The 26732-nt window shown below is 46.7% G+C and carries 27 protein-coding genes; 26 read left to right on the top strand and 1 reads right to left on the bottom strand.

Annotation, left to right across the window (positions count from 1 at the left end; all coding sequences use genetic code 11):
• Nucleotides 1–118 precede the first annotated feature (118 nt).
• The 5 genes from Q0339_RS02250 to nth all read left to right on the top strand — a co-directional run bounded on the left by Q0339_RS02250 (nt 119) and on the right by nth (nt 5348).
• Nucleotides 119–1729 carry a CotH kinase family protein gene (locus tag Q0339_RS02250; RefSeq protein WP_298077157.1) on the top strand — a complete coding sequence of 537 codons (1611 nt, stop codon included), beginning with the start codon at nt 119–121 and terminating at the stop codon, nt 1727–1729.
• Entirely contained in the window at nt 1719–2516 is a 798-nt protein-coding gene (locus Q0339_RS02255; RefSeq protein WP_298077158.1) for a polyphosphate polymerase domain-containing protein, read from the top strand. Before Q0339_RS02250 ends, Q0339_RS02255 begins: the two co-directional genes overlap by 11 nt.
• 26 nt (nt 2517–2542) lie before the next feature.
• Nucleotides 2543–3226 carry a DUF4956 domain-containing protein gene (locus Q0339_RS02260; RefSeq protein WP_298077159.1) on the top strand — a complete coding sequence of 228 codons (684 nt, stop codon included), beginning with the start codon at nt 2543–2545 and terminating at the stop codon, nt 3224–3226.
• 32 nt (nt 3227–3258) lie between these two features.
• Nucleotides 3259–4635 carry a DUF4832 domain-containing protein gene (locus tag Q0339_RS02265; protein ID WP_298077160.1) on the top strand — a complete coding sequence of 459 codons (1377 nt, stop codon included), beginning with the start codon at nt 3259–3261 and terminating at the stop codon, nt 4633–4635.
• Between the two features lie 80 nt (nt 4636–4715).
• Complete coding sequence (gene nth, locus Q0339_RS02270; protein ID WP_023390722.1) at nt 4716–5348, top strand: endonuclease III; 633 nt, start codon at nt 4716–4718, stop codon at nt 5346–5348.
• Between the two features lie 110 nt (nt 5349–5458).
• Here the strand turns inward: nth and Q0339_RS02275 are convergent, their stop codons facing one another.
• The gene (locus Q0339_RS02275) at nt 5459–6082 is read right to left on the bottom strand and encodes a lysophospholipid acyltransferase family protein (protein WP_298077161.1); all 624 of its coding nucleotides are present in this window, start codon (nt 6080–6082) and stop codon (nt 5459–5461) included.
• 79 nt (nt 6083–6161) lie between these two features.
• On the opposite strand from Q0339_RS02275, the gene Q0339_RS02280 reads away from it, so the two are divergent.
• The 21 genes from Q0339_RS02280 to pyrR all read left to right on the top strand — a co-directional run bounded on the left by Q0339_RS02280 (nt 6162) and on the right by pyrR (nt 26642).
• Nucleotides 6162–6950, top strand: a complete 789-nt coding sequence (locus tag Q0339_RS02280; protein ID WP_298077162.1) for a glutaminyl-peptide cyclotransferase — start codon at nt 6162–6164, stop codon at nt 6948–6950.
• An 11-nt stretch (nt 6951–6961) separates the two neighbouring features.
• Nucleotides 6962–7537, top strand: coding sequence for a 5-formyltetrahydrofolate cyclo-ligase (locus Q0339_RS02285; RefSeq protein ID WP_298077163.1), 576 nt, complete (start codon nt 6962–6964; stop codon nt 7535–7537).
• Between the two features lie 58 nt (nt 7538–7595).
• Complete coding sequence (locus Q0339_RS02290; RefSeq protein ID WP_298077165.1) at nt 7596–8312, top strand: rhomboid family intramembrane serine protease; 717 nt, start codon at nt 7596–7598, stop codon at nt 8310–8312.
• 11 nt (nt 8313–8323) lie between these two features.
• Nucleotides 8324–9298, top strand: a complete 975-nt coding sequence (locus tag Q0339_RS02295; protein WP_298077167.1) for an ROK family glucokinase — start codon at nt 8324–8326, stop codon at nt 9296–9298.
• 10 nt (nt 9299–9308) lie between these two features.
• Entirely contained in the window at nt 9309–9710 is a 402-nt protein-coding gene (locus tag Q0339_RS02300; RefSeq protein ID WP_070755516.1) for a rhodanese-like domain-containing protein, read from the top strand.
• A gap of 9 nt (nt 9711–9719) precedes the next feature.
• Nucleotides 9720–10346, top strand: a complete 627-nt coding sequence (locus Q0339_RS02305) for an SGNH/GDSL hydrolase family protein (protein WP_298077169.1) — start codon at nt 9720–9722, stop codon at nt 10344–10346.
• Nucleotides 10347–10460: 114 nt separating this feature from the next.
• The gene (locus Q0339_RS02310) at nt 10461–10817 is read left to right on the top strand and encodes a hypothetical protein (RefSeq protein WP_023390714.1); all 357 of its coding nucleotides are present in this window, start codon (nt 10461–10463) and stop codon (nt 10815–10817) included.
• Nucleotides 10786–12081: an excinuclease ABC subunit A gene (locus Q0339_RS02315; protein WP_298077171.1), complete on the top strand. Its 1296-nt coding sequence runs from the start codon at nt 10786–10788 to the stop codon at nt 12079–12081. The genes Q0339_RS02310 and Q0339_RS02315 overlap by 32 nt, the downstream gene beginning before the upstream one ends.
• A gap of 80 nt (nt 12082–12161) precedes the next feature.
• The gene (locus Q0339_RS02320; RefSeq protein WP_298077172.1) at nt 12162–13493 is read left to right on the top strand and encodes an FAD-dependent oxidoreductase; all 1332 of its coding nucleotides are present in this window, start codon (nt 12162–12164) and stop codon (nt 13491–13493) included.
• A gap of 124 nt (nt 13494–13617) precedes the next feature.
• Entirely contained in the window at nt 13618–14763 is a 1146-nt protein-coding gene (gene tgt / locus Q0339_RS02325) for a tRNA guanosine(34) transglycosylase Tgt (RefSeq protein WP_023390711.1), read from the top strand.
• Between the two features lie 68 nt (nt 14764–14831).
• Entirely contained in the window at nt 14832–15158 is a 327-nt protein-coding gene (gene yajC / locus Q0339_RS02330) for a preprotein translocase subunit YajC (RefSeq protein ID WP_298077173.1), read from the top strand.
• A gap of 285 nt (nt 15159–15443) precedes the next feature.
• Nucleotides 15444–16382 (top strand): oligopeptide ABC transporter permease, encoded by a 939-nt coding sequence (opp3b, locus tag Q0339_RS02335; protein ID WP_298077174.1) that lies wholly within the window; start codon nt 15444–15446, stop codon nt 16380–16382.
• A gap of 1 nt (nt 16383) precedes the next feature.
• Nucleotides 16384–17454 (top strand): oligopeptide ABC transporter permease, encoded by a 1071-nt coding sequence (opp3C, locus tag Q0339_RS02340; RefSeq protein ID WP_366517269.1) that lies wholly within the window; start codon nt 16384–16386, stop codon nt 17452–17454.
• Nucleotides 17455–17462: 8 nt separating this feature from the next.
• Nucleotides 17463–18524, top strand: coding sequence for an ABC transporter ATP-binding protein (locus Q0339_RS02345; protein ID WP_298077175.1), 1062 nt, complete (start codon nt 17463–17465; stop codon nt 18522–18524).
• A complete protein-coding gene (locus tag Q0339_RS02350) occupies nt 18505–19395 on the top strand; it encodes an ATP-binding cassette domain-containing protein (RefSeq protein ID WP_298077176.1) in 891 nt (296 codons plus the stop codon). Before Q0339_RS02345 ends, Q0339_RS02350 begins: the two co-directional genes overlap by 20 nt.
• A gap of 514 nt (nt 19396–19909) precedes the next feature.
• Nucleotides 19910–20953, top strand: coding sequence for a pyruvate dehydrogenase (acetyl-transferring) E1 component subunit alpha (pdhA, locus tag Q0339_RS02355; protein ID WP_298077184.1), 1044 nt, complete (start codon nt 19910–19912; stop codon nt 20951–20953).
• A 2-nt stretch (nt 20954–20955) separates the two neighbouring features.
• Entirely contained in the window at nt 20956–21933 is a 978-nt protein-coding gene (locus Q0339_RS02360) for an alpha-ketoacid dehydrogenase subunit beta (protein ID WP_023390704.1), read from the top strand.
• Between the two features lie 29 nt (nt 21934–21962).
• The gene (locus Q0339_RS02365; protein WP_298077177.1) at nt 21963–23264 is read left to right on the top strand and encodes a dihydrolipoamide acetyltransferase family protein; all 1302 of its coding nucleotides are present in this window, start codon (nt 21963–21965) and stop codon (nt 23262–23264) included.
• Nucleotides 23265–23277: 13 nt separating this feature from the next.
• A complete protein-coding gene (lpdA, locus tag Q0339_RS02370; RefSeq protein WP_023390702.1) occupies nt 23278–24684 on the top strand; it encodes a dihydrolipoyl dehydrogenase in 1407 nt (468 codons plus the stop codon).
• Nucleotides 24685–24901: 217 nt separating this feature from the next.
• Nucleotides 24902–25930, top strand: a complete 1029-nt coding sequence (locus Q0339_RS02375) for an LPXTG cell wall anchor domain-containing protein (protein ID WP_298077178.1) — start codon at nt 24902–24904, stop codon at nt 25928–25930.
• 187 nt (nt 25931–26117) lie between these two features.
• Nucleotides 26118–26642: a bifunctional pyr operon transcriptional regulator/uracil phosphoribosyltransferase PyrR gene (gene pyrR, locus Q0339_RS02380; protein WP_298077179.1), complete on the top strand. Its 525-nt coding sequence runs from the start codon at nt 26118–26120 to the stop codon at nt 26640–26642.
• Nucleotides 26643–26732: the final 90 nt, after the last annotated feature.

Below are 26732 nucleotides of genomic sequence, written 5' to 3' on the forward strand. Positions count from 1 at the left end.
ACTGATTTTATGCCTTGTAACCTCATGCTTTATAGCAGCATGCGGGCAAGAGGAGGCCAGTAACCAGTCGCTATCTAATCAAGAAAAGACGGTTGAATTTGCCGAAAACAATTATCACTTGCGTGATAAAGAGTTGCTTTACCAAGAAGATCCTCAATCAGTCAAAACGCTCTACCTAACGATTAAATCGGGAGATGCAGCGGAGAATACCAACCATACTTGGGAAGAAATTAATACCTACTCCGTTTATGATTATGAGAAATGGGGTCTTCCTCGTTACCAAGTGGCTGCCCTCTTGCAAGCAGGTGACGATACAGGTCCCTTAGCTGGGGAATTAGGCTACAGTGAGACAGTGCCTAATGCCACTGTTCAGGTCCGGGGCCAGACTTCTAGTCGTAATCAACAGAAAAACTATAAGATTAAGCTCAAAAGGAATAAGGGGAGCTGGCAGGGTCAGCGAACAATCAACCTCAACAAGCACCAGACAGATGGGCTACGCTTCCGTAACAAATTAGCCTATGACTTAATTCGGGGCATTCCTCAATTAATTGGCTTACGTACACAATTTGTTCATCTCTATGTCAAGGATGAAAACGGCTCAGAGCCTGATAAATTCGTGGATTATGGTCTCTATACTCAAGTCGAACAACTCAATGGTAGTGGCCTTAAGGCTCATGGTCTTGATAGTAATGCTCAACTCTATAAGGTTAATTTCTTTGAATTCCTACTATATGAAGATGCCATTAAGCTAGAAGACGATCCCGATTTTGATCGAGTTGCATTCGAGAAACTCTTAGAAATTAAGGGAGATCGTGACCATCATAAGCTAATTGAGATGCTTCAGGCAGTGAATGATTTGGATCGGCCCATTGATCAGACCTTAGATACTTACTTTGACCGAGAAAATTTGACCTACTGGCTGGCTTTTCAAATTCTCATTGGCAACACAGATACGCAGAGTCGAAATGTCTATCTCTACAGCCCGCAGAACAGTCAGCGTTGGTATTTTATCCCTTGGGACCACGACTCGGCCTTCTTCAAGAAAGAATACGAAATTGAGAAATTTGCGGGAAAAACTTCCTGGGAGTCTGGCATCAGCAACTATTGGGGGAATCGTCTCTTCCAACGTGCGCTCAAGTCGGCTACTTTCCGTCAGGAGCTAGATGATGCCATTCAAGATTTGAAGGGCAAGCTAAGTCCAGAGTATCTAAGCCAAGAAGTGGCTAAGTACCAAGAAACCGTCAAACCCTATGTTACCAAAGAGCCGGATAGCACGCACTTGGGGTTGACTCCTAGTCAATATGATGAAGTAGCTGCAGCTATTCCTAAGGAAATTGAGAGCAATTATCAGGACTATCTAGATAGCCTCAAGAAGCCTATGCCATTCTTTATCGGGATACCTGAGAAGGACGAGAATGGCAAACTCAAGGTTCGATGGGACGCGGCTTATGATTTGAATGGGCAAAAGATTACCTATAAGGTGGAGGTTGCTAAGGATTTCGAGTTTAAAGAAATCATCCACATGGAGGAAGGTATTACTTTGCCTGAAACGGTCCTAGATATGCCGGAAAAAGGGCACTATTTTGCCCGTGTGACGGCTACTAATGAAGCTGGCGAGACACGCCATGCCTTCGACTACTATGTCACGGAAGTCGGTAAACATTTCGGCGTTAAGAGCTTCTTCATTCAGTCAAATGGGAAGATTAGTGAGGATGTTTATGAAGAATAAGCTATTAAACACCTTGTGGGGCAAGTCGCAAAGCTTAACTTGGAAAGAAGACAGTCAAGCGCCAGGAGAACCTTATCGGCATGAGAATAAGTATCTGATTTCCTATCACGATCAAGACAACTTGCGGCGTCGCCTGTCAACTGTTTTGGCCCTAGACAAGCATGTCAAGGGTGGCGGCTATACCATTCGGAGTCTCTATTTTGATGATTACTGGCAATCTGCCTATGAAGAAAAAGACGCAGGGGTTCTGATGCGGAAGAAGTACCGGATTCGTATTTACAACTTTCAGGACCACTATATTCGGCTTGAACGCAAGAAGAAATTCGGCGCTTATATCTACAAGGAGAGTGCGCCTCTGACGCGGGCTCAGGTAGAGGATATCTTGCTGGGTAACTATGATTTTCTTAAGCACAGCCCGCATTCTCTGGCGCGTGAGTTCTATATCGAATGTGTGACCAATATGATGCGCCCGCGCGTCATTGTGGACTACGAACGAGAGCCTTGGATTCTAGATGCTGGGACGGTGCGGGTAACCTTTGACACAGATGTTCGAGCAGCGGTCGGTTCCTTCGATATTTTTGATGCTAAGTTGCCTTGTTTGCCAGTCTTACCACCTGACAAGTTGATTTTAGAAGTCAAATATACGGAACTTATGCCACAAATCGTGCGTCAGTTGGTGCCGACTGGAGCCTTGGAATATACGGCAGTCTCTAAATATGTGCTCTGCTATGAAAAGACAGCCTATAAACATGGCTTCAATTATTGGTTCGACCATGAGCATTTCTAATGTGGTCGATGAAGGAGGAGTTTTGAATGAATACTAGCGTTCAAGACGTTATTAAACGTTCATTTATAGAAACTCAGCGCTTTGCTGCTGAAAATTTGCCCAAGCTGATTGGCTCGCTCTTGCTAGCCTTTGTTATGGGCTGCATTATCTATTTTGTCTATCGTCGTTTTTATACTGGCGTGGTCTTCTCGCGTAGCTTCGCGGTGACACTGGTTGGGATGACGGTGCTGACTTGTATGGTGACTTTGGCCATTTCGACCAACGTGGTCATTTCCTTAGGGATGGTCGGGGCCCTGTCCATCGTGCGTTATCGGACGGCGGTTAAGGACCCCATGGACTTGCTCTATCTCTTTTGGGCTATTACCTCGGGCATTACGCTAGGGGCTGGTATGTTTGTGCTGTCGGTCTGTGCAGCCTTGATTGTGATTTTGATGATTGTGGTCTTCTATTTCCGTCAGGAGACGGGTAAGGTCTACATTGCGGTTATTCACTATAAAGGTCTGGAAACTGGGGATGCCATTGTGCAAGCCTTTGGCAAGATGAAGTTCTTCATCAAGTCTCGCACCATGCGCAAAGATGGCAGTATCGAAGCTGCTATCGAGGTCTTCTGTAAGTCACAAAACGACTTCCTCTTTATGGAGAAAATCCAAGCCCTTGAGTCAGTGGATGATGTAACCTTAATTCAATACAATGGCGAGTATCATGGCTAACAGATGAATAGTAGTCGTCCAGGAGGGGAAAGATGCGTCAATATTACTTTAGCTGGTTGGTTTTAGCATGTTTACTTACAGTCAGTCTAATCCAGCCCAATCGAGTGAATGCTCAAGACCAAGTTTTGCGTGAGGCTAGCTTTGACTGGCAGGAACCTGAATCAGGCAATCCGCTTATGGGCTATGCCCTCCAGGCTGAAAAGTCCCAGGTAGATTCGGATATTCAACTTCTTTACGTTGACGTGACTTGGAAAGAATTGGAACCCCAAGAGGGGAAATATAATTTTGAAGCCATTGAGAAGGCTAATCAGTTTGACCGTTGGCGCAAAGAAGGCAAGCATCTGGTTTTGCGCTTTGTGCTTGATTTACCTGGCCAAGACCGTCATCAGGATATTCCGGATTGGCTCTACCAAGAGATCAAGGGGGCTGGTGACTGGTATCACACAGATTATGGCCAAGGCTTTTCGCCAGACTATAGTCAAGAAGCCCTGATTAAAGCCCATGACAAGGCGGTGGCTGCTATGGGTCAGCGTTGGGGACAGGATGGCTTTGTCTCCTTCATTGAGCTAGGCAGTGTCGGTCACTGGGGCGAGTGGCATGTCAACTATGAAAAGGGCCTCAAAAGGTTGCCGTCTGAAGATATTCTGGAACGTTACGTCGCACCTTGGCGCACGGCCTTTCCTAAGACTCAGATTCTCATGCGACGGCCTTTCAAATGGGGTCAGACCTATCAATTAGGACTCTATAATGACATGGTTGGAGAAGAAATCAATACTAGCCAGTGGTTGGAGTGGATTCAAGCCGGTGGAGTTTACGACCAGACTCAAAACAAGAGCTTGCTTGCCATGCCACAGGCTTGGAAGACGGTTGCCATCGGCGGCGAAATGACCAGCGCCCATTCCATGGAAGACCTGATGGGGTCACGACTCCAGGAAGTCTTGAAGCATGTCAAAGCCTCACATATGACTTTTATTGGGTCAAAGGCGCCCAAAGCTGATTTAGGTCAGGCAGCCTATAAGCAAATTCTCAGTCAACTAGGTTATCAAATCTATGTCTCCCAGGCCCAGCTAGAGCAAAAGGGGCAAGAGCTGACTATGATCTTAACTTTTGAAAATAAGGGAGCTGCGCCTTTCTACTATGACTGGCCGGTATACCTATACCTTCAAGATGATCAGGGAAAAGAAATCAAAAAGATTGAAGTGCCATTGACCTTGTCCAAGCTAGTGCCAGGGCGCCAAGAGAAGGTCAGCCTTGACTTAAATCTCTCGGCCCAAGAAAGCTCTCGGGCAGGGCATTATCAATACAGCCTAGGCATTGTGGACCCTATGACCGGCAAGGATGCCCTGCGTTTGGCCATGCCAGGCTATGACGCCCAGACAGGTCGGACGATTCTTTTTCCTGCCCAATAGGATTAAGCAAGTCGCTTGGCTGCGATTGATGCCTGAGCTATAATAGAAGGGAATTTGCTAGACTATCAGGAGGAAACGTCATGTCAGCCAAGATTACCATGCCCTTGGATAAAGCCAGGGTGATTGTTAAGAGAATCCAAGCCCTATATCCGGATGCCCACTGCGAACTCATCCATGACAATGTTTTTCAATTATTGATTGCGGTCATGTTGAGTGCTCAAGCGACTGACGTCTCGGTCAATAAGGTGACACCGGCCTTGTTTGAACGCTTTCCCACACCGGAAGCCTTCTTGCAGGCTTCGCCTAAGGAAATAGAGCCCTATATCCAAACCATTGGTCTGTATCGCAATAAGGCCAAGTTTATCTATCAATGCTGCGAGCAGTTGATGCAGCGCTATGGTGGGGAAGTGCCTAGAACGCGCAAGGAGCTCATGGACTTGGCAGGGGTTGGTCGTAAGACTGCTAATGTAGTCTTGGCCGTAGGATTTGGCATTCCAGCCTTGGCGGTAGATACCCATGTGGATCGGGTAGCCAAACGTTTAGGTTTTGTACCAGCCAATGCCACACCTTTGGAGGTAGAAGAAGCCTTGATGGAAATTATCCCTAAGGAAGATTGGGCTCAGGCTCACCATGCTATTCTCTTTTTCGGCCGCTACTACAGTACCGCTAAGAATCCTAAGCCTATAGATTTTCTCTTTGAAGGCTTAGAATGATGAATGAAATAAGTAAAGACCCTGGCAGTTGGAAGTCGCTCTAACTGTCAGGGTCTTTTGGGTAAAAAACTCCCATTATATCATATATGATATAATGGGAGTGGATGAGCTTATTTTTTGCGTGGTTGGTAGTGATAGTTAGGATCTAGTTGATGGTCTAATTTGGCGAATTCTTCAGCCAGTTGGGCATCAATTTGAGCTAACTTGTCCTTGTCGTACTTGACGCCTTCTTGGTAAGGAATTGGGGCACCAAAGGCGATTTTACAGCGACGACGCAAGAAGAATTGCTTGAAACCAATAGGTGGTTGGATGGCACAAGGTACGATGGCTTGTTTGCTGAGCTTTTGGATGAAGGCTGTCCCGCCCTTAATCTCAGTGGTATGACGAGAGCCGGAAGGGAAGATCCCTAGAATCTTGCCATCTTCATTCATAATCTTAACTGCGTGCTTGATGGTGCTAGTTGATGGTTTGTCGCGATTGACGGGGAAGACGTTGACCTTACGGAAGAGCCAGCCCAGTGGCTTGAACTTGAAGAGACTTTCCTTGGCCATAAAGGCGATTTGATGAGGATAGGTCTCGAAGGCAACAAACAAGGGGTCAGTCAAAGACCGGTGGGTTGCGGCAATAATGTAGGGCTGATCTTTAGGAAGATTTTCCAAGCCTTGCACGATTTCACGGCCATTGATTAGGCGGAAGATGAAGCGGATAAAAGTTAATAAGAAATTATATAGCATAAGTGGCTCCTTCACTCAATATATGATACTATCATCATATCAAGTCATGGAGCGAAACTCAAGTGAGGAAGTGAGTGAGATGAAAAAATACCCTCTAGTTTTGGGGCTGTTGGCCCTAATTTGTCTAGGTGCATCTAATCAGCTAGTGCAGGCAGCCCCCCAGGCTGACTACGAAGTGCTAGCACAATATGAGCGGGATGACCGCTGGTTTACCCAAGGCTTGGAATTAAGCCCTGAAGGCCAATTAATCATGTCAACAGGCCAGTATGGGGATTCCGTTGTAGGTATCTTGAATTTAGAGACAGGCCAGCTAGAAGTTAAGGATCGACTAGAGCGCCAAGTCTTTGGTGAAGGGCTAACGCAGACACCGGATGCTGTCTGGCAGATTACCTACAAAGAAGGCCTAGCCTATAAACGGGACCCTAAGACCCTGGCCATTTTGGAAACCTTCCACTATGAGGGGGAAGGTTGGGGCCTGGCCTATGATGCCAGTCGCGACAGTCTCTGGATGACCAATGGCTCCACTAAGTTACAGGAACGGGATGCTAAAAACTTTGAGCTCAAGCGAGAGGTAACGGTGACGGACCAAGGCAAGCCCATTAAATGGCTTAATGAATTAGAATTGGTCGACGGCAAGCTCTATGGCAATATTTGGCAGAGTCCCTTTATTGTAAAGTTGGACCCTGAGACGGGCGTCATTGAGAGCCAGTATGACTTTACGTCACTGATTAAGGAGCATAAACTAGAAGCTCAGACGACACCTGGGGGTAAGCCTGATGTGCTCAATGGTATCGCCCATATAGAAGGGGACCGCTTCTATGTGACGGGTAAGTACTATCCCTATGTCTTTGAAGTACGCTTAAAATAAGGAGGCCATTTATGACTAACGTAACAGATTTAAAGGCTAGCCTAAGGCAAGCCACCCTAGCAGCCCTCAAGTCCATGCCTGCTTCTAGTCGCCAGCAGTTAACGGATGATTTATGGCAACAATTTTTGGCTTTATTGGTGGAAGAAGGCCACCAGCGCATCGGGCTTTATTATGGTGTAGGAGAAGAAGTGCCAACGGCCCAGTGGCTAGATCCTTTGGTAGACTTAGGCTATCAAGTTTTCCTGCCGCGCATGATGCCTAAGCGAGGCTTGGATTTCTGTCTATATCGTGGGCAAGAGAGCTTAGAACAAGTTTTCCGTGGCATCTACCAACCTAGTCAGGCGGAGCCAGCAGTGGCTATGGCTAGCTTAGATCTTTTGCTTGTGCCAGGCCTAGCCTTCCGGGAGGATGGCCAGCGGATTGGCTTTGGTGGCGGCTACTATGATCGCCTCTTGGCTCAGATTGAGACGCCAACGCTGAGTCTGGTCTTGCCTTGTCAATATTATGAACAGATGGCTTGGCAAGCGGAGGGTCATGACCAGCCAGTAGGGCGTTTATTGTTAGCGCGCTCATTGAATCAGCCCTAGGCGAAAAGCCAAAAATAAGGTATAATAATTGGGAACGATTTAGAGGACGGAGGGTATTATGGAAATCAAACGAACCTGGCGCCGAATTCAACGTGGCCCTTGGGTGACTTACCTCTTTTTACTAGTGTGTGTCGCCATGTTTATTGGGACCTATGGCTTAACCCGAACTGGAATAGACTGGTATCGAGCCTTGATTCTACTGGGAGCTAAATATAATATTAGGATTGTGCTTCAGAATGAATGGTGGCGGCTAATAACGGCTGTTTTCTTGCACGCTGACTTGCAACATATCGCATTGAATAGTGTGTCTTTCTATTTCTTAGGTCAAGAATTAGAGCCTCTGATGGGCAAATGGCGCTTCTTACTGCTAAGTTTAGGGGCGGGGATTGGCGGCAACATTGTCTCCTTTACCTTTTCTAATTATAATAGTGTCTCGATTGGGGCTAGTGGGGCTGTTTTTGGACTCTTTGCAAGTTATTTGGCCTTATCTTATCTCTATCCAGACTCTTACAGTCTGAGTGCAAGAGCCCAGAACTATGCGGCCTTAATCGTGATTAACTTAGTCTTTTCCTTCCTGTCACCAGGCATTGACTTTTTTGGCCACTTGGGTGGCGCCTTCTATGGGGTAGGCTTGACTTATGTCTTGCAGCTGCCACATTCTTTCCGCCGTACTTGGTGGCATCGCCTCTTGGTTCTGCTAGTCATTCTGGCTATCAGCGCCGGCCTGATTTATTTTGGAATTGTTAGATTCAATAATAGCCTTATCTATCGCTAGGAGTGAGATTTATGTCAAAGAAAATTTTAGGTATTGATTTGGGCGGTACATCCGTCAAGTTTGCGATTATTTCCTCAGAAGGGGAAATTCAGGAAAAATGGACCATTGGGACCAACATCCTAGAGGATGGCAAGCACATCGTGCCTTCCATTATCCAGTCCATTCAAGAACATATGGAACGTTATGGCCTTACCAAAGATGACTTCTTAGGGATTGGCATGGGCTCACCAGGTAAGGTGGATGCAGAAGCGGGGACGGTAATTGGGGCTTTCAACCTTAACTGGCGGACCTTACAGCGCCTGAAAGATGCTTTTGAAGCAGCCCTGGATATGCCTTTCTTCCTTGATAATGATGCCAACGTGGCAGCCTTAGGGGAACAGTGGAAAGGGGCCGGCAATGGCGAAGCCAATGTGGTCATGTTTACCTTGGGAACAGGTGTTGGGGGCGGTATCGTCTCTGGTGGCCAAATGGTGCGCGGTGCCAACGGAGCAGCTGGGGAAGTGGGCCATATCACGGTCGAAACGACGGACCCAATTCCATGTACCTGCGGTAAGCCAGGTTGCTTGGAGACAGTCGCTTCAGCCACTGGTATTGTCAACCTAGCCCGTAAGTTTGCCGAAGAATATGCCGGTGACTCACCAATTAAGGCAGCCGTTGATAATGGTGATGAACTTTCTTCTAAATTGATTTTTGATGCGGCTAAGGAAGGCGACTTCTTCGCTAACCACATTGTGGATATGTTCGCGCGCTACTTAGGCTTGGCATGCTCTCATGTGGCCAATACCCTCAACCCTTCTAAGATTGTGGTGGGTGGCGGGGTATCCGCAGCCGGAACCTTCCTTTTGGACAAAATCCAGGTATTTTTCAATCAATATGTCTTCCCGCCAATTAAAGACACCACCCAGCTTGTCTTGGCTGAATTAGGGAACGATGCTGGGGTCATCGGGGCAGCCCAATTAGTACGTCTTGCCCTAAATAAGGACTAGGAGTAGAAGCATGCAAATTCTGAATTTTATTACCGTTGTTTTATTAAGTATTATTGTGATTTACACCCTCTATTATGGGATCTTGTGGGGCATGGGGCGCTATGCGGCCAAAGCCATTAAGCAAGAAGACCTGATTGCAGCAGGGCGTAAGGGGCAATTGATCGATGTTCGTGAAGCGGCTGAGTTTGAGGCTCGTCATATCTTAGGGGCGCGTAATATCCCAAGTTCTCAATTCAAGATGCGCTTCAAGGAAATCCGTAAGGACCAAGCTATTTACCTAGTAGACGAGGCTTTTGGGACCGCCCAACGTGCGGCTTTCCGTCTCAAACGCAATGGCTATAACGACATTTATATCCTTAAGGGTGGTATGACTGAGTGGACAGGTAAAGTTAAGACCGCCAAAGGAAAGTAGGCGACTAGCATGCGGATTCTTTGTTTTGGTGACAGCAATACTTGGGGCCTCAATCCCCTTAATGCCAGTCGCCATCCCAAGCGCTGGACCCGTGTCTTGGCAGCTTTGCGACCAGAGGATGAAGTGATCGAAGAAGGCCTCAATGGCCGAACGGTCAATAGCCCTGACCATAAGAACCCTGAGCGACATGGCATGACGGCCTTGCCAATGGTCATGCAATCCCATGCTCCGCTGGATCAGGTGGTCATCATGTTGGGGACCAATGAGTTCAAGCGCCATTTTGGTAAATGCGCCAATCAGATTGCCTTAGGTATTGGGGAAATGATTAAATACATTCAGAATCCTGCCAACTGGGCCCATCAGGTTCCACCCAAAATTTTGGTGGTATCACCTATTGTGGTGGGGCGTGGCCTTATGAATCATCCCGAATTTCTCTACCAGGACATTGATGAGTATGGCATTATGCAGTCAGAATATCTAGCCAATATCTTGGAAAGAATTTGTGACCAATACGGCGTGGCCTTCTTAGATGCTAAAACCGTGGCCCAACCTTCCAATATCGACTTCGTTCACATGGACGAGGAAAATCATCAAGCTTTAGGACAAGCTATTGCAGCCAAATTGGCGACATTATAAAGAAGAGAGAAGCCTCTTCCCGTGATTTAGGGAAGAGGCTTTTTCTATTTCAAAGGGTGCAAGTCCATTGACAAAACGAACATACGTTCGTATACTTAAGATGAGGTGAATACAATGGCAATGAATACAAATTATCATGACCGCGGCATGAAGAAGTGGCAGCCTTTTTTCTCCAGCCCTCATTTGAAGGCCAGTGTTCTGGCTAATCGAGAGGAGGTTTTGGCGACTTATCAGGCGCCAGAGGTCATGACTGAGTCCGAAATTGATGCCCAGCTCCAGCGGGCTTTTCAAGAAAGACTGAGGGTTAAGGTGACCCTCAATGTACAGGTAGCAGAGCGCCATGCTTACTATATGGGGCAGGTCATTGGACGGGCGGATCAGTTTGTCTTAATCGACAACTCACCGGTTGAATACGAGACCATCCGCCACGTCCAAGTCTATGAGCCGACCAAGTGGTGGGACCATGCTTGAGCGCGACCCTGACCTCTTCCCCAAACAGGATATTCTCTGCATTGACTGCAAGTCTTTTTTCGCCAGTATTGAATGCGTAGAAAGGGGGCTGGACCCGCTGACGGCCAAGCTTTGCGTTGTCTCCAGGCCCCATCTCAAAGGGGGCCTGGTCCTGGCCAGCAGTCCTCGTATGAAGGCAGAATACGGCATCGGAACCGGCAGTCGGGTTTATGATTTACCTAAGCGGGATTCGGATATCGTCTTGGCGCCGGCGCGTATGAATCTTTATGTTCAGCGTAACCATGATATCAACCGAATCTTCCTCCAGTATGTGGCTTGGGAGGATTTGCATGTTTATTCGATTGACGAGGCTTTCCTGGATGTGGGGCGCAGTCATGCGCTCTTTGGCTCTAGCTATCAAATTGCCTGGCAGATTCAGCATGATATTTACAAGCGCTATGGTCTGCCGACCTGTGTGGGCATAGGGGACAATCTACTACTGGCCAAGCTCTGTCTGGATAATGTGGCCAAGTACCGGCCGCCTTATCTAGCTTATTGGTCCTACGCTAGGATTCCAGAGACTGTCTGGAAGATTGAAAAGCTCAGTGATTTCTGGGGGATTGGCCGTCGCACTCAGACGGCGCTAGAGGCCATGGGTATTTATACAGTAAGGGATTTGGCTCATGCTGATTTGGGCAAACTCAAGGCCCGCTTTGGGGTCAAGGGGGCAGAACTCTATTATCACGCCAATGGTTTAGATGCCAGTGTCATACGTGAGGCTTATAGTCCTCAGAGCCAGGTCTATAGTGCTTCCCAGATTTTGGAAAGGGACTATCTGGACTATAAGCAAGTCGCCTTGGTGGTCCGAGAAATGGCGGATAACCTAGCTAGCCGCCTGCGACGAGAAGGGCGAATGACATCTTGTCTAGGCTTGGGCCTGGGCTATGGCAAGGACATCATCCCCAAGCGCTCGGGTGGCCAAATGACCTTTGAATTGACCTCTAGTAGCAAGCAGCTCATGGCTCACAGCCAGACCTTGCTCAAGCGTCACTATTTCCGCCTACCTGTTAAGAGCCTGCATCTGACCGTCAGCCACCTGCAGGCAGCTGGCCCAACCCAGCTCTCTCTCTTCCAAGACCCGGAACAGTCCGCCCAAGAAGAAAGGGCCGAACGCGTGGTAGATGCCGTCAGAGAACGTTATGGCTATGGCAGTTTAGTCCGCGCCAGCAGTCTTTTGCCGGGGGCTACGGCGATCCAACGGGCGGATTTGATTGGGGGCCACTAGTTACCAAAAAGTACCTAATTGTTTTTTTCTGGCAAGCGAGCTAAACTAGGATTATAGCAAGAATGAAATGAGGGATTAACATGACACAACATTATCAAAATATCGTGATTGGCTTTGGTAAAGGGGGTAAAACCCTAGCGAAAACCTTGGCTGGTCGTCAAGAACAAGTACTCTTAATTGAAGCTTCTCCTAAGATGTACGGGGGGACCTGTATCAACATCGGCTGTATTCCATCTAAGACCTTGATTGAATCAGCAGGACAAGGCTTAGACTTCGAAGCAGCGGCTGCTCGCAAGGCTAAGTTAATTGCTGCCTTAAATGACAAAAACTATCACATGATTGCAGATGAAGCGAGTGCCGAAGTTTGGACTGGTTGGGCTCGCTTTACCGGCAACCGCAGCCTTGAAGTCACCTTAACTGACGGTCAAACCCGTCAAGTAACAGGGGACCGCATCTTCATTAATACTGGGGCTAAGACTTCATTACCAGCTATTCCTGGCTTGGAAGGCAATGATTTTGTCTTAACTTCAACAGAAGCTTTGGATTTACAAAAATTGCCAAAACGCTTAGTTGTGGTAGGAGCAGGTTATATCGGTTTGGAAATGGCCGATATGTTCCGGACCTTCGGTTCTCAAGTGACCGTCTTGGATATTTTTGACCGCTTCATGCCACGTGAAGAACCAGAAATTGCCGCTCAAATTAAGGCAGATATGGAAGCTGCTGGTTTGACCTTCTACTTAGGCATTCAAGATTTGGCCTTTGACGGTGGGACTGTGACCTATAACTACCAAGGGAAAAGTCAACGTCTAGAAGCGGATGCCATCCTGGTGGCGGCTGGTCGCCGTCCAAATACCGCGCAATTAGGCTTAGAAAATACCGATATTGAATTGGATGCTCAAGGAGCGGTGGTAGTCAATGAACACTTAGAAACAGCTGTTCCTGGCGTTTACGCTTTAGGTGATGTCAAAGGTGGCCCACAATTTACCTATGTATCTCTAGATGATTTCCGCATTGTCAAAGATCAACTCTGGGGCGACAAGTCTCGCAAGGTGTCTGACCGTAATCTTATTCCTTACACCGTCTTCCTCCAAACGCCATTATCACATGTGGGCTTGACAGAAGCGCAAGCGGTGGAAGCAGGCCATGAGGTCTTAGTCTTCGGCTTACCAATGGCGGCTGTGCCTAAAGCCAAAGTCATCGGCAATGACCGCGGTAGCTTCAAGATCATTGTCAACAAGGTAGATCAAACTATTTTAGGTGCGACTCACTATGGGGTTATGTCACCAGAAGTCATTAACTTCTTGGCATTAGCTATCAAGACCAAGGTGCCTTACACTGAAATTCGCGACTTCCTCTTCACCCATCCAACCATTGCGGAAGCCTTGAACGATGTCTTAAAACAACCAAAATAAGTATGAGCGGCGAGGCCTAGGTCTCGCTGCTTTTTGTCTAATCCAACTGCGGCAAAAGTGGTGGTTTTGACAGGCAAAATTTGCTATAATGGGAGAGCACTGAACAGATAAAGGAGTCGATGACATGACCAAACCAGCAGTCTGGTATGAACTCATCAAAGAAGAAAAACATACTGGCGCCCGCCTGGGAATCTTACATACCCCGCACGGATCCTTCCCGACCCCCATGTATATGCCGGTCGGTACCTTGGCAACCATCAAGGGCTTGTCGCCTGAAGAACTCAAAGAGATGGGAGCAGATGTTGTCCTAGCCAACACCTACCACCTCTGGTTACGACCAGGTGAAGACTTGGTAGCGGAAGCCGGTGGCCTACATAAATTTATGAACTGGGACAAGGGGATTCTGACTGACTCAGGTGGTTTCCAAGTCTTCTCCCTCAGCGACATGCGTAAAATCACTGAGGAAGGGGTCCACTTCCGCAACCATATTAATGGAGAGAAGCTCTTCCTATCGCCTGAAAAGGCCATTCACATTGAAAACCAATTAGGTGCCGACATTATCATGAGTTTTGACGAGTGTCCACCTTTTGACCAGTCATATGACTATGTCAAACGTTCAATCGAACGGACTACCCGTTGGGCTGAACGAGGCTTGCGCGCCCACCAACGTCCACAGGATCAAGCCCTCTTTGGTATTTTACAAGGGGCAGGCTACAAGGATTTACGCCTAGCCCATGCTCAAGATATGATTGCTATGGACTTCCCTGGTTATTCGATCGGAGGGCTGTCAGTTGGGGAATCTAAGGAAGAGATGAATGAAGTCCTGGATTACTTGACACCTGTCATGCCTAAGCACAAGCCGCGTTATCTAATGGGGGTTGGTTCACCTGACTCGTTGATTGATGGCGTCATTCGTGGGGTGGATATGTTTGACTGTGTCTTGGCCACACGGATTGCCCGCAATGGGACCTGTATGACTAGCCAAGGACGTCTGGTAGTCAAGAATGCTCAGTATGCCCGCGACTTCCGTCCAATCGACGAGAAGTGCGATTGCTACACCTGCAAGCACTACAGCCGGGCTTACATTCGCCACTTGATTAAGTGTGACGAAATTTTCGGCCTACGTCTGGCTTCTATTCATAACGTCCACTTCTTGCTCAATCTCATGAAGCAAGTTCGCTACCACATTGAAAATGATTCTCTCTTAGACTTCCGCCAAGCCTTCTTCGAAGAATACGGTTATAGCAAGGCCAATGCGCGTAATTTCTAGAAACTGCTAGCAATTTATAGCAGAGTCTGATAAAGTATAGATTATAGAACACAATAAGGAGTGACAAAATGGATTTACTAGTTAGTGTATTACCCTTTGTCTTAATCATGGGGGTTATGTATTTCTTCATGATTCGCCCACAACAACGCCAAGCTCAAGAGAAGCAACAAATGTTGCAGGCCCTCAAAAAAGGGGATGCTGTTGTAACCATCGGTGGCTTACACGGGGTTGTTGAAGAAGTCGACTTGGCTAACCGTCTGGTTGTCTTAGACTGCGAAGGCATCTACTTAACCTACGAACTAAGCGCTGTTGCCACTGTTAAACAAGGCGAACGCGTACGTCCTTCAGTAGCTGACTTAGAACCAAAAGAAGAAGTAAGCAATGAAGAAGCCTAAGTCCTAGGCTCTAGCTGAGACTCTGTCTCAGCTTTTTTTTTTGGCTGTCATAAGAAAGGCAGGGGAGAAGTGACTAGAATGTTCGTCTTTTTGCTGACTTTGTCAAAAAGACAAAAGCCTAGTAGAATAAGGATTTTGCAGGTCCTTCCTAAGCCAAAGGACAACATTCAAATGGAATTTTGATTTTTTAGAGCAAGTGACTAGAGTCAAAGGGGGCACATAGGCTATAATATAAGAGATACTAGACCCCTAAGACACCAATCAAGGGGACAAAGGATGTGACCTATGAAAGCCTTTATTCGTTATATGGTCAAGCGCCTAGCCTACATGCTCTTGACGCTCTTTATTATTGTAACTGTCACTTTCTTCTTAATGAAACTCCTGCCAGGGACGCCATTTTCCAATGAAGATCAGTTGACTGCTGCCCAAATTCAAACCCTCAACGCTAAGTATGGCTTGGACCAGCCAATTTGGGTTCAATATGGGCGTTACTTGCTCAATATTCTCAAGGGGGACCTAGGGGTGTCCTTCCAATTTAACAATACGCCTGTTTCTCAGCTTATTATTGACCGGGCGGGTCCTTCTATGCAATTGGGCTTACAGGCTATGTTGCTGGGGACAGTACTGGGGACTTTCCTAGGTGTCATTTCGGCAGTCTACCAGAATACCTGGATTGACCGTTTTACTTCGGTCTTTGCCATTGCGGGCCGTTCAGTCCCAAGCTTTGTCTTCGCCGTTGTCTTGCAATTTCTCTTTGCCGTGGTCTTAACTTGGTTCCCGATTGCCTTCTGGCGTGATGGCTTTGCCTCAACCGTTCTGCCAACCATTGCCTTGTCCCTGTCACCGATGGCGGATGCGGCCCGCTTTGTCCGGACGGAAATGATTGAAGTCCTCAATGCGGATTATATTGAGCTGGCTCGAGCCAAAGGCTTCAGCCGCTTCTATGTGGTGGTGCGACATGCCTTACGCAATGCCATCATCCCACTCCTGTCTATTATTGGGCCTATGACGGCTGGCTTGATGACAGGTTCCCTGGTAGTGGAAAATATCTTCTCTATTCCAGGTATCGGTGAACAATTCACCAAGTCGATTATGGTTAACGACTTCCCAACTATTATGGGGGTTACCATTCTCTATTCCACCTTGTTAGTGGTCATGATTTTAATTTCTGACATAGTCAATGGGTTAATTGATCCACGACTCCGTCTGACCGGAGGTGCCTAAGATGCAACATGAATTAGCTAAGTCTTCCTATAATGAGGCTTTACTAGCTCAAGCAGGGGACCTAACCGCGCAAAAACTGCAACTGGCTAAGCGTGACTGTGGTCGCCAAGATGCCATGAGTGATGTGCCAGCCTTGAGTTTCTGGCAGGATTCCTGGCGCCGTTTACGACGCAATAAGGCGGCCATGATTTCCTTGATTATTATTCTGGCCTTTATTATCTTGGCCATTTTGGCTCCTTGGATTGCGCCTTACTCACCAACGGCTCAGAATCCATCCTATGCCAATTTGCCGCCTAAGATTCCGGGACTAGAAGGTTTATCTTGGTTTAATGGCTATGGGGCCAACCGGGCTGGCAACTTAGTTGACCGCTATGCTGCCGCCAAAGTACCGGCAGGTACCTACTATTATTTGGGAACCGACGCCTTAGGTCGTGACTTGCTGTCGCGTATCCTCTATGGGACGCGCATTTCCCTCTTGATTGCCTTTGTAGCAGCAGCCATTAACCTGGTCTTTGGTGTCATTTATGGCTTGGTTTCTGGGTGGTTTGGGGGTAAAATCGATACCCTCATGCAACGGATTTTAGAAATCCTATCAGGGATTCCTAACCTAGTCATCGTCATCCTCATGCTCTTGGTGCTCCAACCAGGGATTGTGTCTATTATTATCACCATTGCCTTGACCAGCTGGATTTCCATGTCTCGTGTGGTGCGGGCTCAAACTATTCGTATCAAGCAGCAAGAATATGTGCTAGCAGCTCGTGTGCTGGGGCAATCAACCCTTAAAATTATGTTCCGTCACATTCTGCCTAATATGCTCGGCCTGATTATTGTCCAAGTTATGTTTGCCTTGCCAGCAGCTATCTTCTTCGAAGCCTTCCTAAGCTTCATTGGGATTGGGATTCCAGCGCCAGCAGCTAGTCTGGGGACCTTAATTAATGATGGTTACAAGACCTTCCGTTTCTTGCCACACTTAATGTGGTATCCAGCGGGTGTCATTTCGATCCTAATGCTAGCCTTCAACCTTCTGGCGGACGGCCTGCGTGACGCCTTCGACCCTAAAATGAAAGAGTAGGTGACTTTATGACAGAACGTGTCTTAAGCATCGAGAATTTACAGGTTCAATTCAAAACTTATGCGGGGACTGTCCAAGCCATTCGTGGTGTGGACTTCCAGCTTCACAAAGGTGAAACTTTAGCCATTGTAGGGGAATCAGGTTCTGGTAAAACGGTGACCTCCCGTGCCATTATGCGCCTATTGAGCCAGAATGCCACCATTAACGAGGGTAAGATTGATTTTATGGGTCAAGACCTCCGCAATTTAAGCGATAAGCAAATGGAGAAAATCCGTGGATCGCAAATTGCCATGATTTTCCAGGATCCCATGACGTCGCTTAACCCAACCCTAACCATTGGACGTCAATTGGTGGAAGTCATCATCAAACATCGCAAGTTTTCGCGCGCAGAAGCAGTCGCGGAAGCTTGTAACTTGCTCAGCCTCTGCGGGATTAAGGACCCTGAGCAACGCCTGAAGGATTACCCAAGTCAATTCTCAGGTGGTCAACGCCAACGGATTGTCATTGCCATCGCCTTGGCAGGGGACCCAGAAATCTTGATTGCCGATGAACCAACGACCGCCTTAGACGTTACAGTTCAAGCACAAATTATTGAGCTTTTACAGGATATTCAGCGTCAGAAGGGTATGGCCATTATCTTCATTACCCACGATTTAGGTGTGGTAGCCAATATTGCAGACCGCGTGGCGGTGATGTATGCAGGGCGACTGGTAGAAATTGGGCCTGTGGATGAAGTGTACTATAATCCACAACATCCTTACACCTGGGGACTTTTGTCAGCGACACCGACCTTGACCTCGTCAGGTCCACTATATGCCATTCCAGGAACCCCGCCTAACTTGCTCAATCCACCAAAGGGCGATGCCTTTGCCTGCCGTAATGAGTATGCCTTGTATATTGATTTTGAACTGCAGCCTCCAATGTTTGAGGTTAACCCGGGCCACTATGCTGCCACTTGGCTTTTGCATCCAGAGGCACCTAAAGTGACGCCACCGGCTAGCATTCAAGAACGCTATGCCTATTATCAAGCTAAGAAGGAGGCTGAATCGCATGACACAAGCTCTAATTGAAGTGCGCAACCTCAAACAGTATTATCATCAGGACCATACGGTCGTTAAGGCCGTAGACGATGTTAGCTTCACCGTGCAAGCGGGGGAGACCTTTGGTTTAGTAGGGGAATCGGGTAGTGGCAAATCAACCATTGGCCGTGCCATTGTCAACCTCTATCAGCCAACGGATGGCCAGATTCTCTATCAGGGGAAGGCTTTAAGCGACTTATCCAAGGGAGAGCGACTGGATTATAACAAGGACGTCCAAATGATTTTCCAAGATCCTTATGCTTCCTTGAATCCTCGTATGAAGGTCCAAGATATTGTGGCTGAAGGTATGGAAGTCCATGGCTTGGTGGCCTCCAAGTCAGAGCGAGATGCCAGAGTGGCGGAGCTTCTGGCTTCAGTCGGTTTGTCACCTGAGCATGCTTTGCGTTATCCACATGAATTTTCAGGCGGCCAACGCCAACGGATTGGGATTGCGCGTGCCTTGGCGGTTGAACCTAAGTTTATTGTCTGCGATGAACCTATCTCAGCCTTGGATGTCTCCATCCAAGCCCAAATCATTAATCTATTGCAAGGCTTGCAAGAAGAGCGAGGCTTGACCTATCTCTTTATTGCCCATAACTTGGCTATGGTTAAATACTTTAGTGACCGTATTGGCATGATGTATCGAGGTCGCATGGTGGAATTAGCACCTGCTGAAGCGCTCTATGAGCATCCGCTACATCCTTATACTCAGAGCTTGCTATCAGCCATTCCACTGCCAGATCCGGATCAAGACCGTCAGCGTCAACGGATTGTCTATCAGCCAAGTCAAGCTGAATTAGAGGCGCCTCATGACTGGGTGCAAGCACAAGACCAGCATTGGGTCATGAAAGCTAAAGCCTAATAAGCTAAGTATAAGCCTTCTTCCTGTATCAGGGAGAAGGTCTTTTTTGTGCTCCAATTAGATTGTGAAGAGCAAGCCCAAAAGCGCGTGATTTAAATAAGTCCATGTGAAGTAAAATTCACTAACTGAAATATTAGATTCAAAGATACCAGAAAACACAAGCTGTTTTGTCATTATAAGGCGATTTTGAAACAGAAATTTAAGTGTAGTATTACAGTTCAACCCTTAATGTATCCACTTTCTGACCAAAAGTAACCGTTTTTCTTGGATAAAAGGTCCTTATATTGTATCATTCACAAAAACGGACAATAGGGGCTAAAGTGACTATTATCAAGCCTTAGAGCTTGCATTTGCTAGCCAAGAGTGGTAAATTTATAAGGTACAGTCTACTAGTAATACAGAAAATAAGTCTGTCTTGCTTGGTAGTAGTTAAAAAAAGAGAGGAAAGTGTACAAGTATGGCAAAAAAAGTTAAGATTGAAGACTTATTGCGTCCAGATAACTTTAACTTCGACATGGTCCAAGTCTTGAGCCCAGAAGGTAAAGTTGTCAACAAAGATTTATTACCAGATTTATCTGATGAAGAATTGGTTCAATTGATGGAAGATATGGTATGGTCCCGTATCTTACACGAACGTTCAACTGCTTTGAACCGTCAAGGACGTTTAGGCTTCTACGCTCCAACTTTTGGTCAAGAAGCATCACAATTAGGCTCTGTTGCAGCCCTCAAACCTGAAGACTACATCTTACCTGGTTACCGTGATGTGCCTCAGCTCATCAAACACGGTTTACCACTCCACAAGGCTTTCTTATGGTCACGTGGTCACGTAGAAGGGAACAACTACCCAGCTGACTTCAATGCTTACCCACCACAAATCATCATCGGGGCACAATACGTGCAAGCCATGGGGGTTGCTTTAGGTCTTAAGAAGAACGGTAAAGACGCAGTTGCTGTGACTTGGACTGGTGACGGTGGTTCTTCACAAGGGGACTTCTACGAAGGGATTAACTTCGCCGGCGCTTACAAAGCACCAGCAATCTTCTTTATCCAAAACAACGGTTGGGCGATTTCTACGCCACGTTCACTCCAATCTGCTGCGCCTACTTTGGCTCAAAAAGCAGTTGCTGCTGGGATCCCAGGGATTCAAGTAGACGGGATGGACATCTTAGCAGTTTATGCTGTAACCAAAGCTGCACGTGACTACGCTGTAGCAGGTAATGGTCCAGTCCTCATCGAAACAATGTGCTACCGCTTCGGTCCACATACCTTATCAGGTGATGACCCAACCCGTTACCAACCAGACGGTGTTCAAGAAGAATGGCGTGCAAAAGATCCACTCATTCGTTTCCGTACTTACTTAGAATCAAAAGGCCTCTGGTCTCAAGAAAAAGAAGAAGCGGTGATCGAACGTACTAAGGAAGAAGTCAAGGAAGCCATCAAGTTAGCTGACCAAGCACCTAAACAAAAGATTTCTGACTTCTTGAAGAACATGTACGAAACACCAGACTTCATCACAGCAGAACAAATCAAGAAATTCGAAGCAAAGGAGAATAACTAATAATGGCTCAAAAAACGATGATTGAGGCTATCACAGAAGCGTTAGCCATTGAATTACGCAATGACGACCGTACCCTTATTTTTGGGGAAGACGTCGGCTTGAACGGAGGGGTATTCCGTGCCACTCAAGGTTTACAAGCAGAATTTGGTGAAGACCGCGTCTTCAACACTCCTTTAGCAGAATCTGGTATCGGTGGTATGGCCATCGGTTTGGCTTTGGAAGGTTTCCGTCCAATCCCTGAAATCCAATTCTTAGGCTTCGTCTTCGAAGTAATGGACTCTGTTGTTGCTCAAGCAGCACGTACACGTTACCGTCTTGGCGGTAGCCGCAACATGCCAATCACTTTCCGTGCACCTTTCGGTGGTGGGGTTCACACGCCTGAATTGCACGCGGATAACTTGGAAGGCCTCTTGGCTCAATCACCAGGTATCAAGGTTGTTATTCCTTCTGGTCCATACGATGCTAAGGGCTTGCTCTTGTCATCTATCCGTGATAACGACCCAGTTATCTTCTTAGAGCACATGAAACTCTACCGTTCTTTCCGTGAGGAAGTGCCAGAAGCTGAATACACCATTCCTTTAGGCAAAGCTAACGTAGTGAAGGAAGGGAACCACGTTTCCATCATTACTTACGGGGCAATGGTTCGTGAAGCGGTTAAAGCGGCTGAAAAACTTGAAAAAGATGGGATCTCTGTTGAAATCCTTGACTTACGTACTGTTCAACCACTTGACATCGAAGCTATCGTTGCAACCACTGAGAAAACTGGTCGCGTCGTTGTGGTTCAAGAAGCACAACGTCAAGCAGGGGTTGGCGCTCGCGTAATGGCTGAAATCACTGAACGTGCTGTTCTTTCCTTAGAAGCACCAGTTGGTTTCGTTGCAGCACCTGACACCATCTTCCCATTCGGTCAAGCCGAACATGACTGGTTGCCAAACGCAACAGACATCGAAGAAAAAGTACGCGAAGTATACAACTTCTAATATTCAGTTGAGGAAAGGAAGTAAATAACATGGCTTTTAAATTCAGATTGCCTGATATCGGTGAAGGGATCGCCGAAGGCGAAATCGTAAAATGGGACGTCAAAGAAGGCGACACCATTCAAGAAGACGATACATTAGTGGAAATCCAAAACGACAAATCGGTTGAGGAAATTCCATCTCCAGTTACTGGTAAAATCTTAAAAATCTTGGTTCCAGAAGGAACTGTTGCGCGTGTAGGGGACGTTTTAGTTGAAATCGATGCTCCTGGCCACGAAGATGAAGGCGATGCAGCACCAGCTGCAGAAGCTGCACCAGAAGCGGCTCCAGCTGCGGAAGCAGCACCAGCAGCACCAGCAGGTCCAGGTGCCCCAACAGGCGCTCCTGCAGGTGAAGGTAAACGTGTCTTAGCAATGCCATCAGTCCGTAAATTAGCTCGTGACAAGGGTGTTGACATTCGTTTAGTAACACCTTCTGGTAAGGGTGGTCGTGTTGTGGCGGCTGACGTCTTGGCCTTCAACGGTGAAGCAGCACCAGTTGCGGCTGCAGAAGTAGCAGCACCAGCTGAAGCAGCAAGCGTTGCGGCAGCACCTGCAGCACCTGCACAACCATATGTATCTGGTAAGGGTGAAGCTGAAACTCGTGAACCATTATCTCCAATGCGTAAAGCAATTTCTAAGGCAATGGTTAACTCTAAACACACTGCACCTCACGTAACCCTCTTCGACGAAGTAGAAGTATCTGCTTTATGGGATCACCGTAAGAAGTTCAAAGACATTGCCGCTAACCGTGGTACTAAGTTAACCTTCTTGCCATATGTGGTAAAAGCTTTAGTAGCAACTGTTAAGAAGTTCCCAGTCCTCAATGCTTCTATTGACGACGCTAGCCAAGAAATTGTCTACAAGAACTACTACAACATCGGTATTGCAACTGACACTGAGCGTGGCCTCTTCGTACCAAATGTGAAGGACGCTAACACCAAGTCAGTATTCGACATTGCAGATGAAATCAACGGCAAGGCAGCTTTAGCTCACGAAGGTAAGTTAACTGCTCAAGACATGAGCCAAGGGACTATCACAATTTCTAACATTGGTTCTGCTCGTGGTCAATGGTTCACTCCAATCATTAACTACCCAGAAGTTGCTATCTTAGGGATGGGGACTATCAACGTTCAACCAGTCGTTAACGCTGAAGGCGAAATCGCAGTTGGCCGTATGTTGAAATTGTCCTTAAGTTTCGACCACCGTATCGTCGATGGTGCTACTGCACAAAATGCTATGAACGAATTGAAACGTTTGTTGGCTGACCCAGAATTATTATTGATGGAAGGTTAAGGTGAAATAGATTATGGTAGTAGGAGATTTCGCAATTGAACTCGACACAGTCGTGATTGGTTCTGGCCCTGGTGGGTATGTAGCAGCTATTCGTGCTGCTCAACTGGGCCAAAAAGTTGCCATCATTGAAAAAGACTACATTGGGGGGACCTGCTTGAACGTAGGTTGTATCCCTTCTAAGGCTTTGATCAACGCTGGCCACACCTACCACAATGCTAAACACGGTGACCACTTTGGGGTTATTGCCAAAGACATTACTGTGGACTTCAAGCGTACCCAAGAATGGAAAGACAAAGAAGTTGTTGCTAAGTTAACCGGCGGGATTCGCATGTTGCTTAAGAAGAACAAGGTAGAGATTATCGAAGGGGAAGCTTTCTTCGTAGATGACCATACCTTACGTGTAGTCAAAGAAGACTCAGCTCAAACTTACAGCTTCAACAATGCCATCGTGGCAACTGGTAGCCGCCCAATCGAAATCAAAGGCTTCAAGTACAGCGACCGCGTGATTGACTCTACTGGTGCTTTGGCCCTAGACCACATTCCATCTTCTATGGTGGTAATCGGTGGGGGTTACATCGGTTCAGAATTAGCAGGTGCTTTCGCTAACTTCGGTACTAAGATTACAATCTTGGAAGGTTCTAACCAAATCATCCCAACTTTTGAAAAAGACATGGTTAAATTAGTGGAAAATGAATTCGCTAAAAAGGGTGTAGATATCATCACCAATGCTATGGCTTTGAACTCAGAAGTAAAAGACAAGTCTGTTGTAGTAACTTATGAAGTAGGGGGCAAACAACACACCGTTGAAGCTGAATACTGCTTAGTAACAGTGGGTCGCCGTCCTAATACCGATAACTGCGGCTTGGAAGTTGCTGGGGTTATCGTGGGCGAACGCGGTTTGATCAACGTTGACAAACAAGGTCGCACTAACAAACCAAACATCTTCGCTATCGGTGACGCTGTACCAGGTGCAGCCTTAGCCCACAAGGCAAGTTATGAAGCCAAGGTTGCTGCTGAAGCAATTGCTGGACAAGCATCAGAAGTTGACTACGTGGCAATGCCAGCAGTCTGCTTCACTGACCCAGAATTATCTTCTGTAGGTTACACCTTAGACCAAGCTAAGGAAGCTGGTTTGAATGCTAAAGCTGTTAAATTCCCATTAGCTGGGAACGGTCGCGCCTTGTCCTTGAACGCAACTGAAGGTTTCGTACGTTTGGTTGTGGATAAGGAAGACAACACCATCTTAGGGGCACAAGTTGCAGGGGTTAACGCTTCTGACATCATTGCTGAATTGACCTTGGCAGTTGAAGGCGGCTTGAACGCTGAAGACATCGCCTTGACAATCCACTCTCACCCATCTTTAGCTGAAACAGTTATGGATGCTGCTGAGTTGGCTTTAGGTCACCCAATTCACGTCTAATCAAATCCCCAATATATCATATATGATATATTGGTCAGAGCCGGGGGAAGCCTCGGCTCTTTTCTTTTATAGTCTTGAAAGGGCTTATCTGCTTGGAATACCGCCTTTTTTATGCAAAAAAGTAGCGGATTCATAGCCTAAAAGCTTGTAATTGATTTGTAATAGATGTATAATGAGTGTAACGAGATTCGAGAATCCACTCAAGGGGGAAACGATGATGAGATCATTCAAAAAAATAATCGCGACCTTACTATTATTTGCGACTATTCTAGTGCCGTCTTTTGCGGCTCATGCAGAGAGCTTGAACGCTATCTTAAAATACAGTATCTACGATTTATACAGTGGACAATTTATTCAAGAAGTTAACTTCTTGACCCATTCATCTAAAGATTCTTCCATCATTCAAACGGTGGAGTGGTTTAATGAACGGGGCATTATGATGGACCCAAAACGCTTCAACCTCAAGGTATCCAGTTACTTAACAGAATACTCAACTTCTAAAGGTAACCTATCAGCCTATACAGCAGATATCATGGTTTACACAACAGAAGCCGAAGTTTTGAAGAACTTGGGGATTAAGGCTGAGACAGAACCTGGTGTTCGCAATGTTATTGAATTGCCTCTTTATGAGCCAGAACGCCAAATGCGTGAAGCCTGGGAGAATGCGAACAATTCTGTACCAACAGCTATTACTCCAAACGCTCCAGCTGTTGAAACAAGTAGTGAGAGTAGCGCAGCACCTAGTGCTAACACCACGACTTCTAGCCAAAATAGTTCCTCTAGCACTAGTCAAGCCGGCACTAATGAAATTAACAAGCCTGTAGCGGTTGATAAATCAAGTAGTAACGAAACAAGCGCTAAGCCAAATGAAAATAGCCGCGGTAATACGGCAAGCCAAAATCCTACCTCAAGTGTTGTATCGACAGCAAAACCTGATGAAAGCAACAAACCCGCTAACAATCAAAATGCGACTGACAATAAAGTAGCAGCTAATCAACAAAATAATAATGCCAATCAAGCTGCAAATAAGCCGGCTGCCAATAATCAGCAGGTAACAGTTAATAAAACAGCAAACAATAACAGCCAGTCTGAATCCCGCTCTGAAGCTTCTCAAGCACCCGTTGTTCAGAAGAAAGCCTTACCTAAGACAGGTGAAGAATCCAACTTTGGTTGGTTATTCGCTCTAGTCTTGGTAATTGCTGGTGTAGCTGTTCTATTCGGATACAAGAAAACACGAAAGCAATAGAAAGAAAGCTCCCTTTTTAGGGGGCTTTTTAACTTATTTAATTGACACTGGCTGTCTTTAAGGGTATACTAGTAGCAATTTAGGGGCAAAATCCGAATTTTTAAGGAAATCCCGTGAGGTTTCCAAGGTGCTCAGGCCGGTTTAGACATGGCCATGTCGACGATTTTGTCTAGATGGAGAAGTGACTATGAAACGACGTGTTGTATTCGATGCTAGCCAAATCAATCGCATGCTGACCCGCATGGCTCACGAAATCAATGAGCGGACCGATATTCATCAAGTGATCTTGGTTGGTATTAAGACTCGAGGGGCTAATCTGGCGGATCGCCTACAGGAAAAGTTAGCCGCTATCACCCAGGTTCAAGTGGGTGTAGAGCACATCGATATTCAATTCTATCGGGATGATTTGGTTAAGAATCATGCTGACCCGCAAATACAACACCTTTCTTTTACTCACAATTTAACTGACAAGACTGTGGTCATTGTTGATGATGTCCTCTATACAGGCCGTACTGTGCGTGCTGCTATGGATGCCATCCTTGACGTTAGCCGTCCCCGGGTCATTCGTTTGGCCATTATGGTGGACCGCGGCCACCGCGAGCTTCCCATTCGGGCAGACTTTATTGGTAAGAACATTCCCACTGCGCAAGAGGAGAATGTCCATGTCTGTCTGCAAGAAGTGGATGGGACTGAAGAAATTCTACTCACTTAAGATTTGACTTTTTAAGCTAGTCCAGAGAGGCTATCAAGAGGAAAACTTAAGGGTCTTGTTAGGCGATAATAAGACGCTTATAAGTCAACC

It is taken from the genome of uncultured Abiotrophia sp. (assembly GCF_938010525.1).
GTDB lineage: Bacteria > Bacillota > Bacilli > Lactobacillales > Aerococcaceae > Abiotrophia.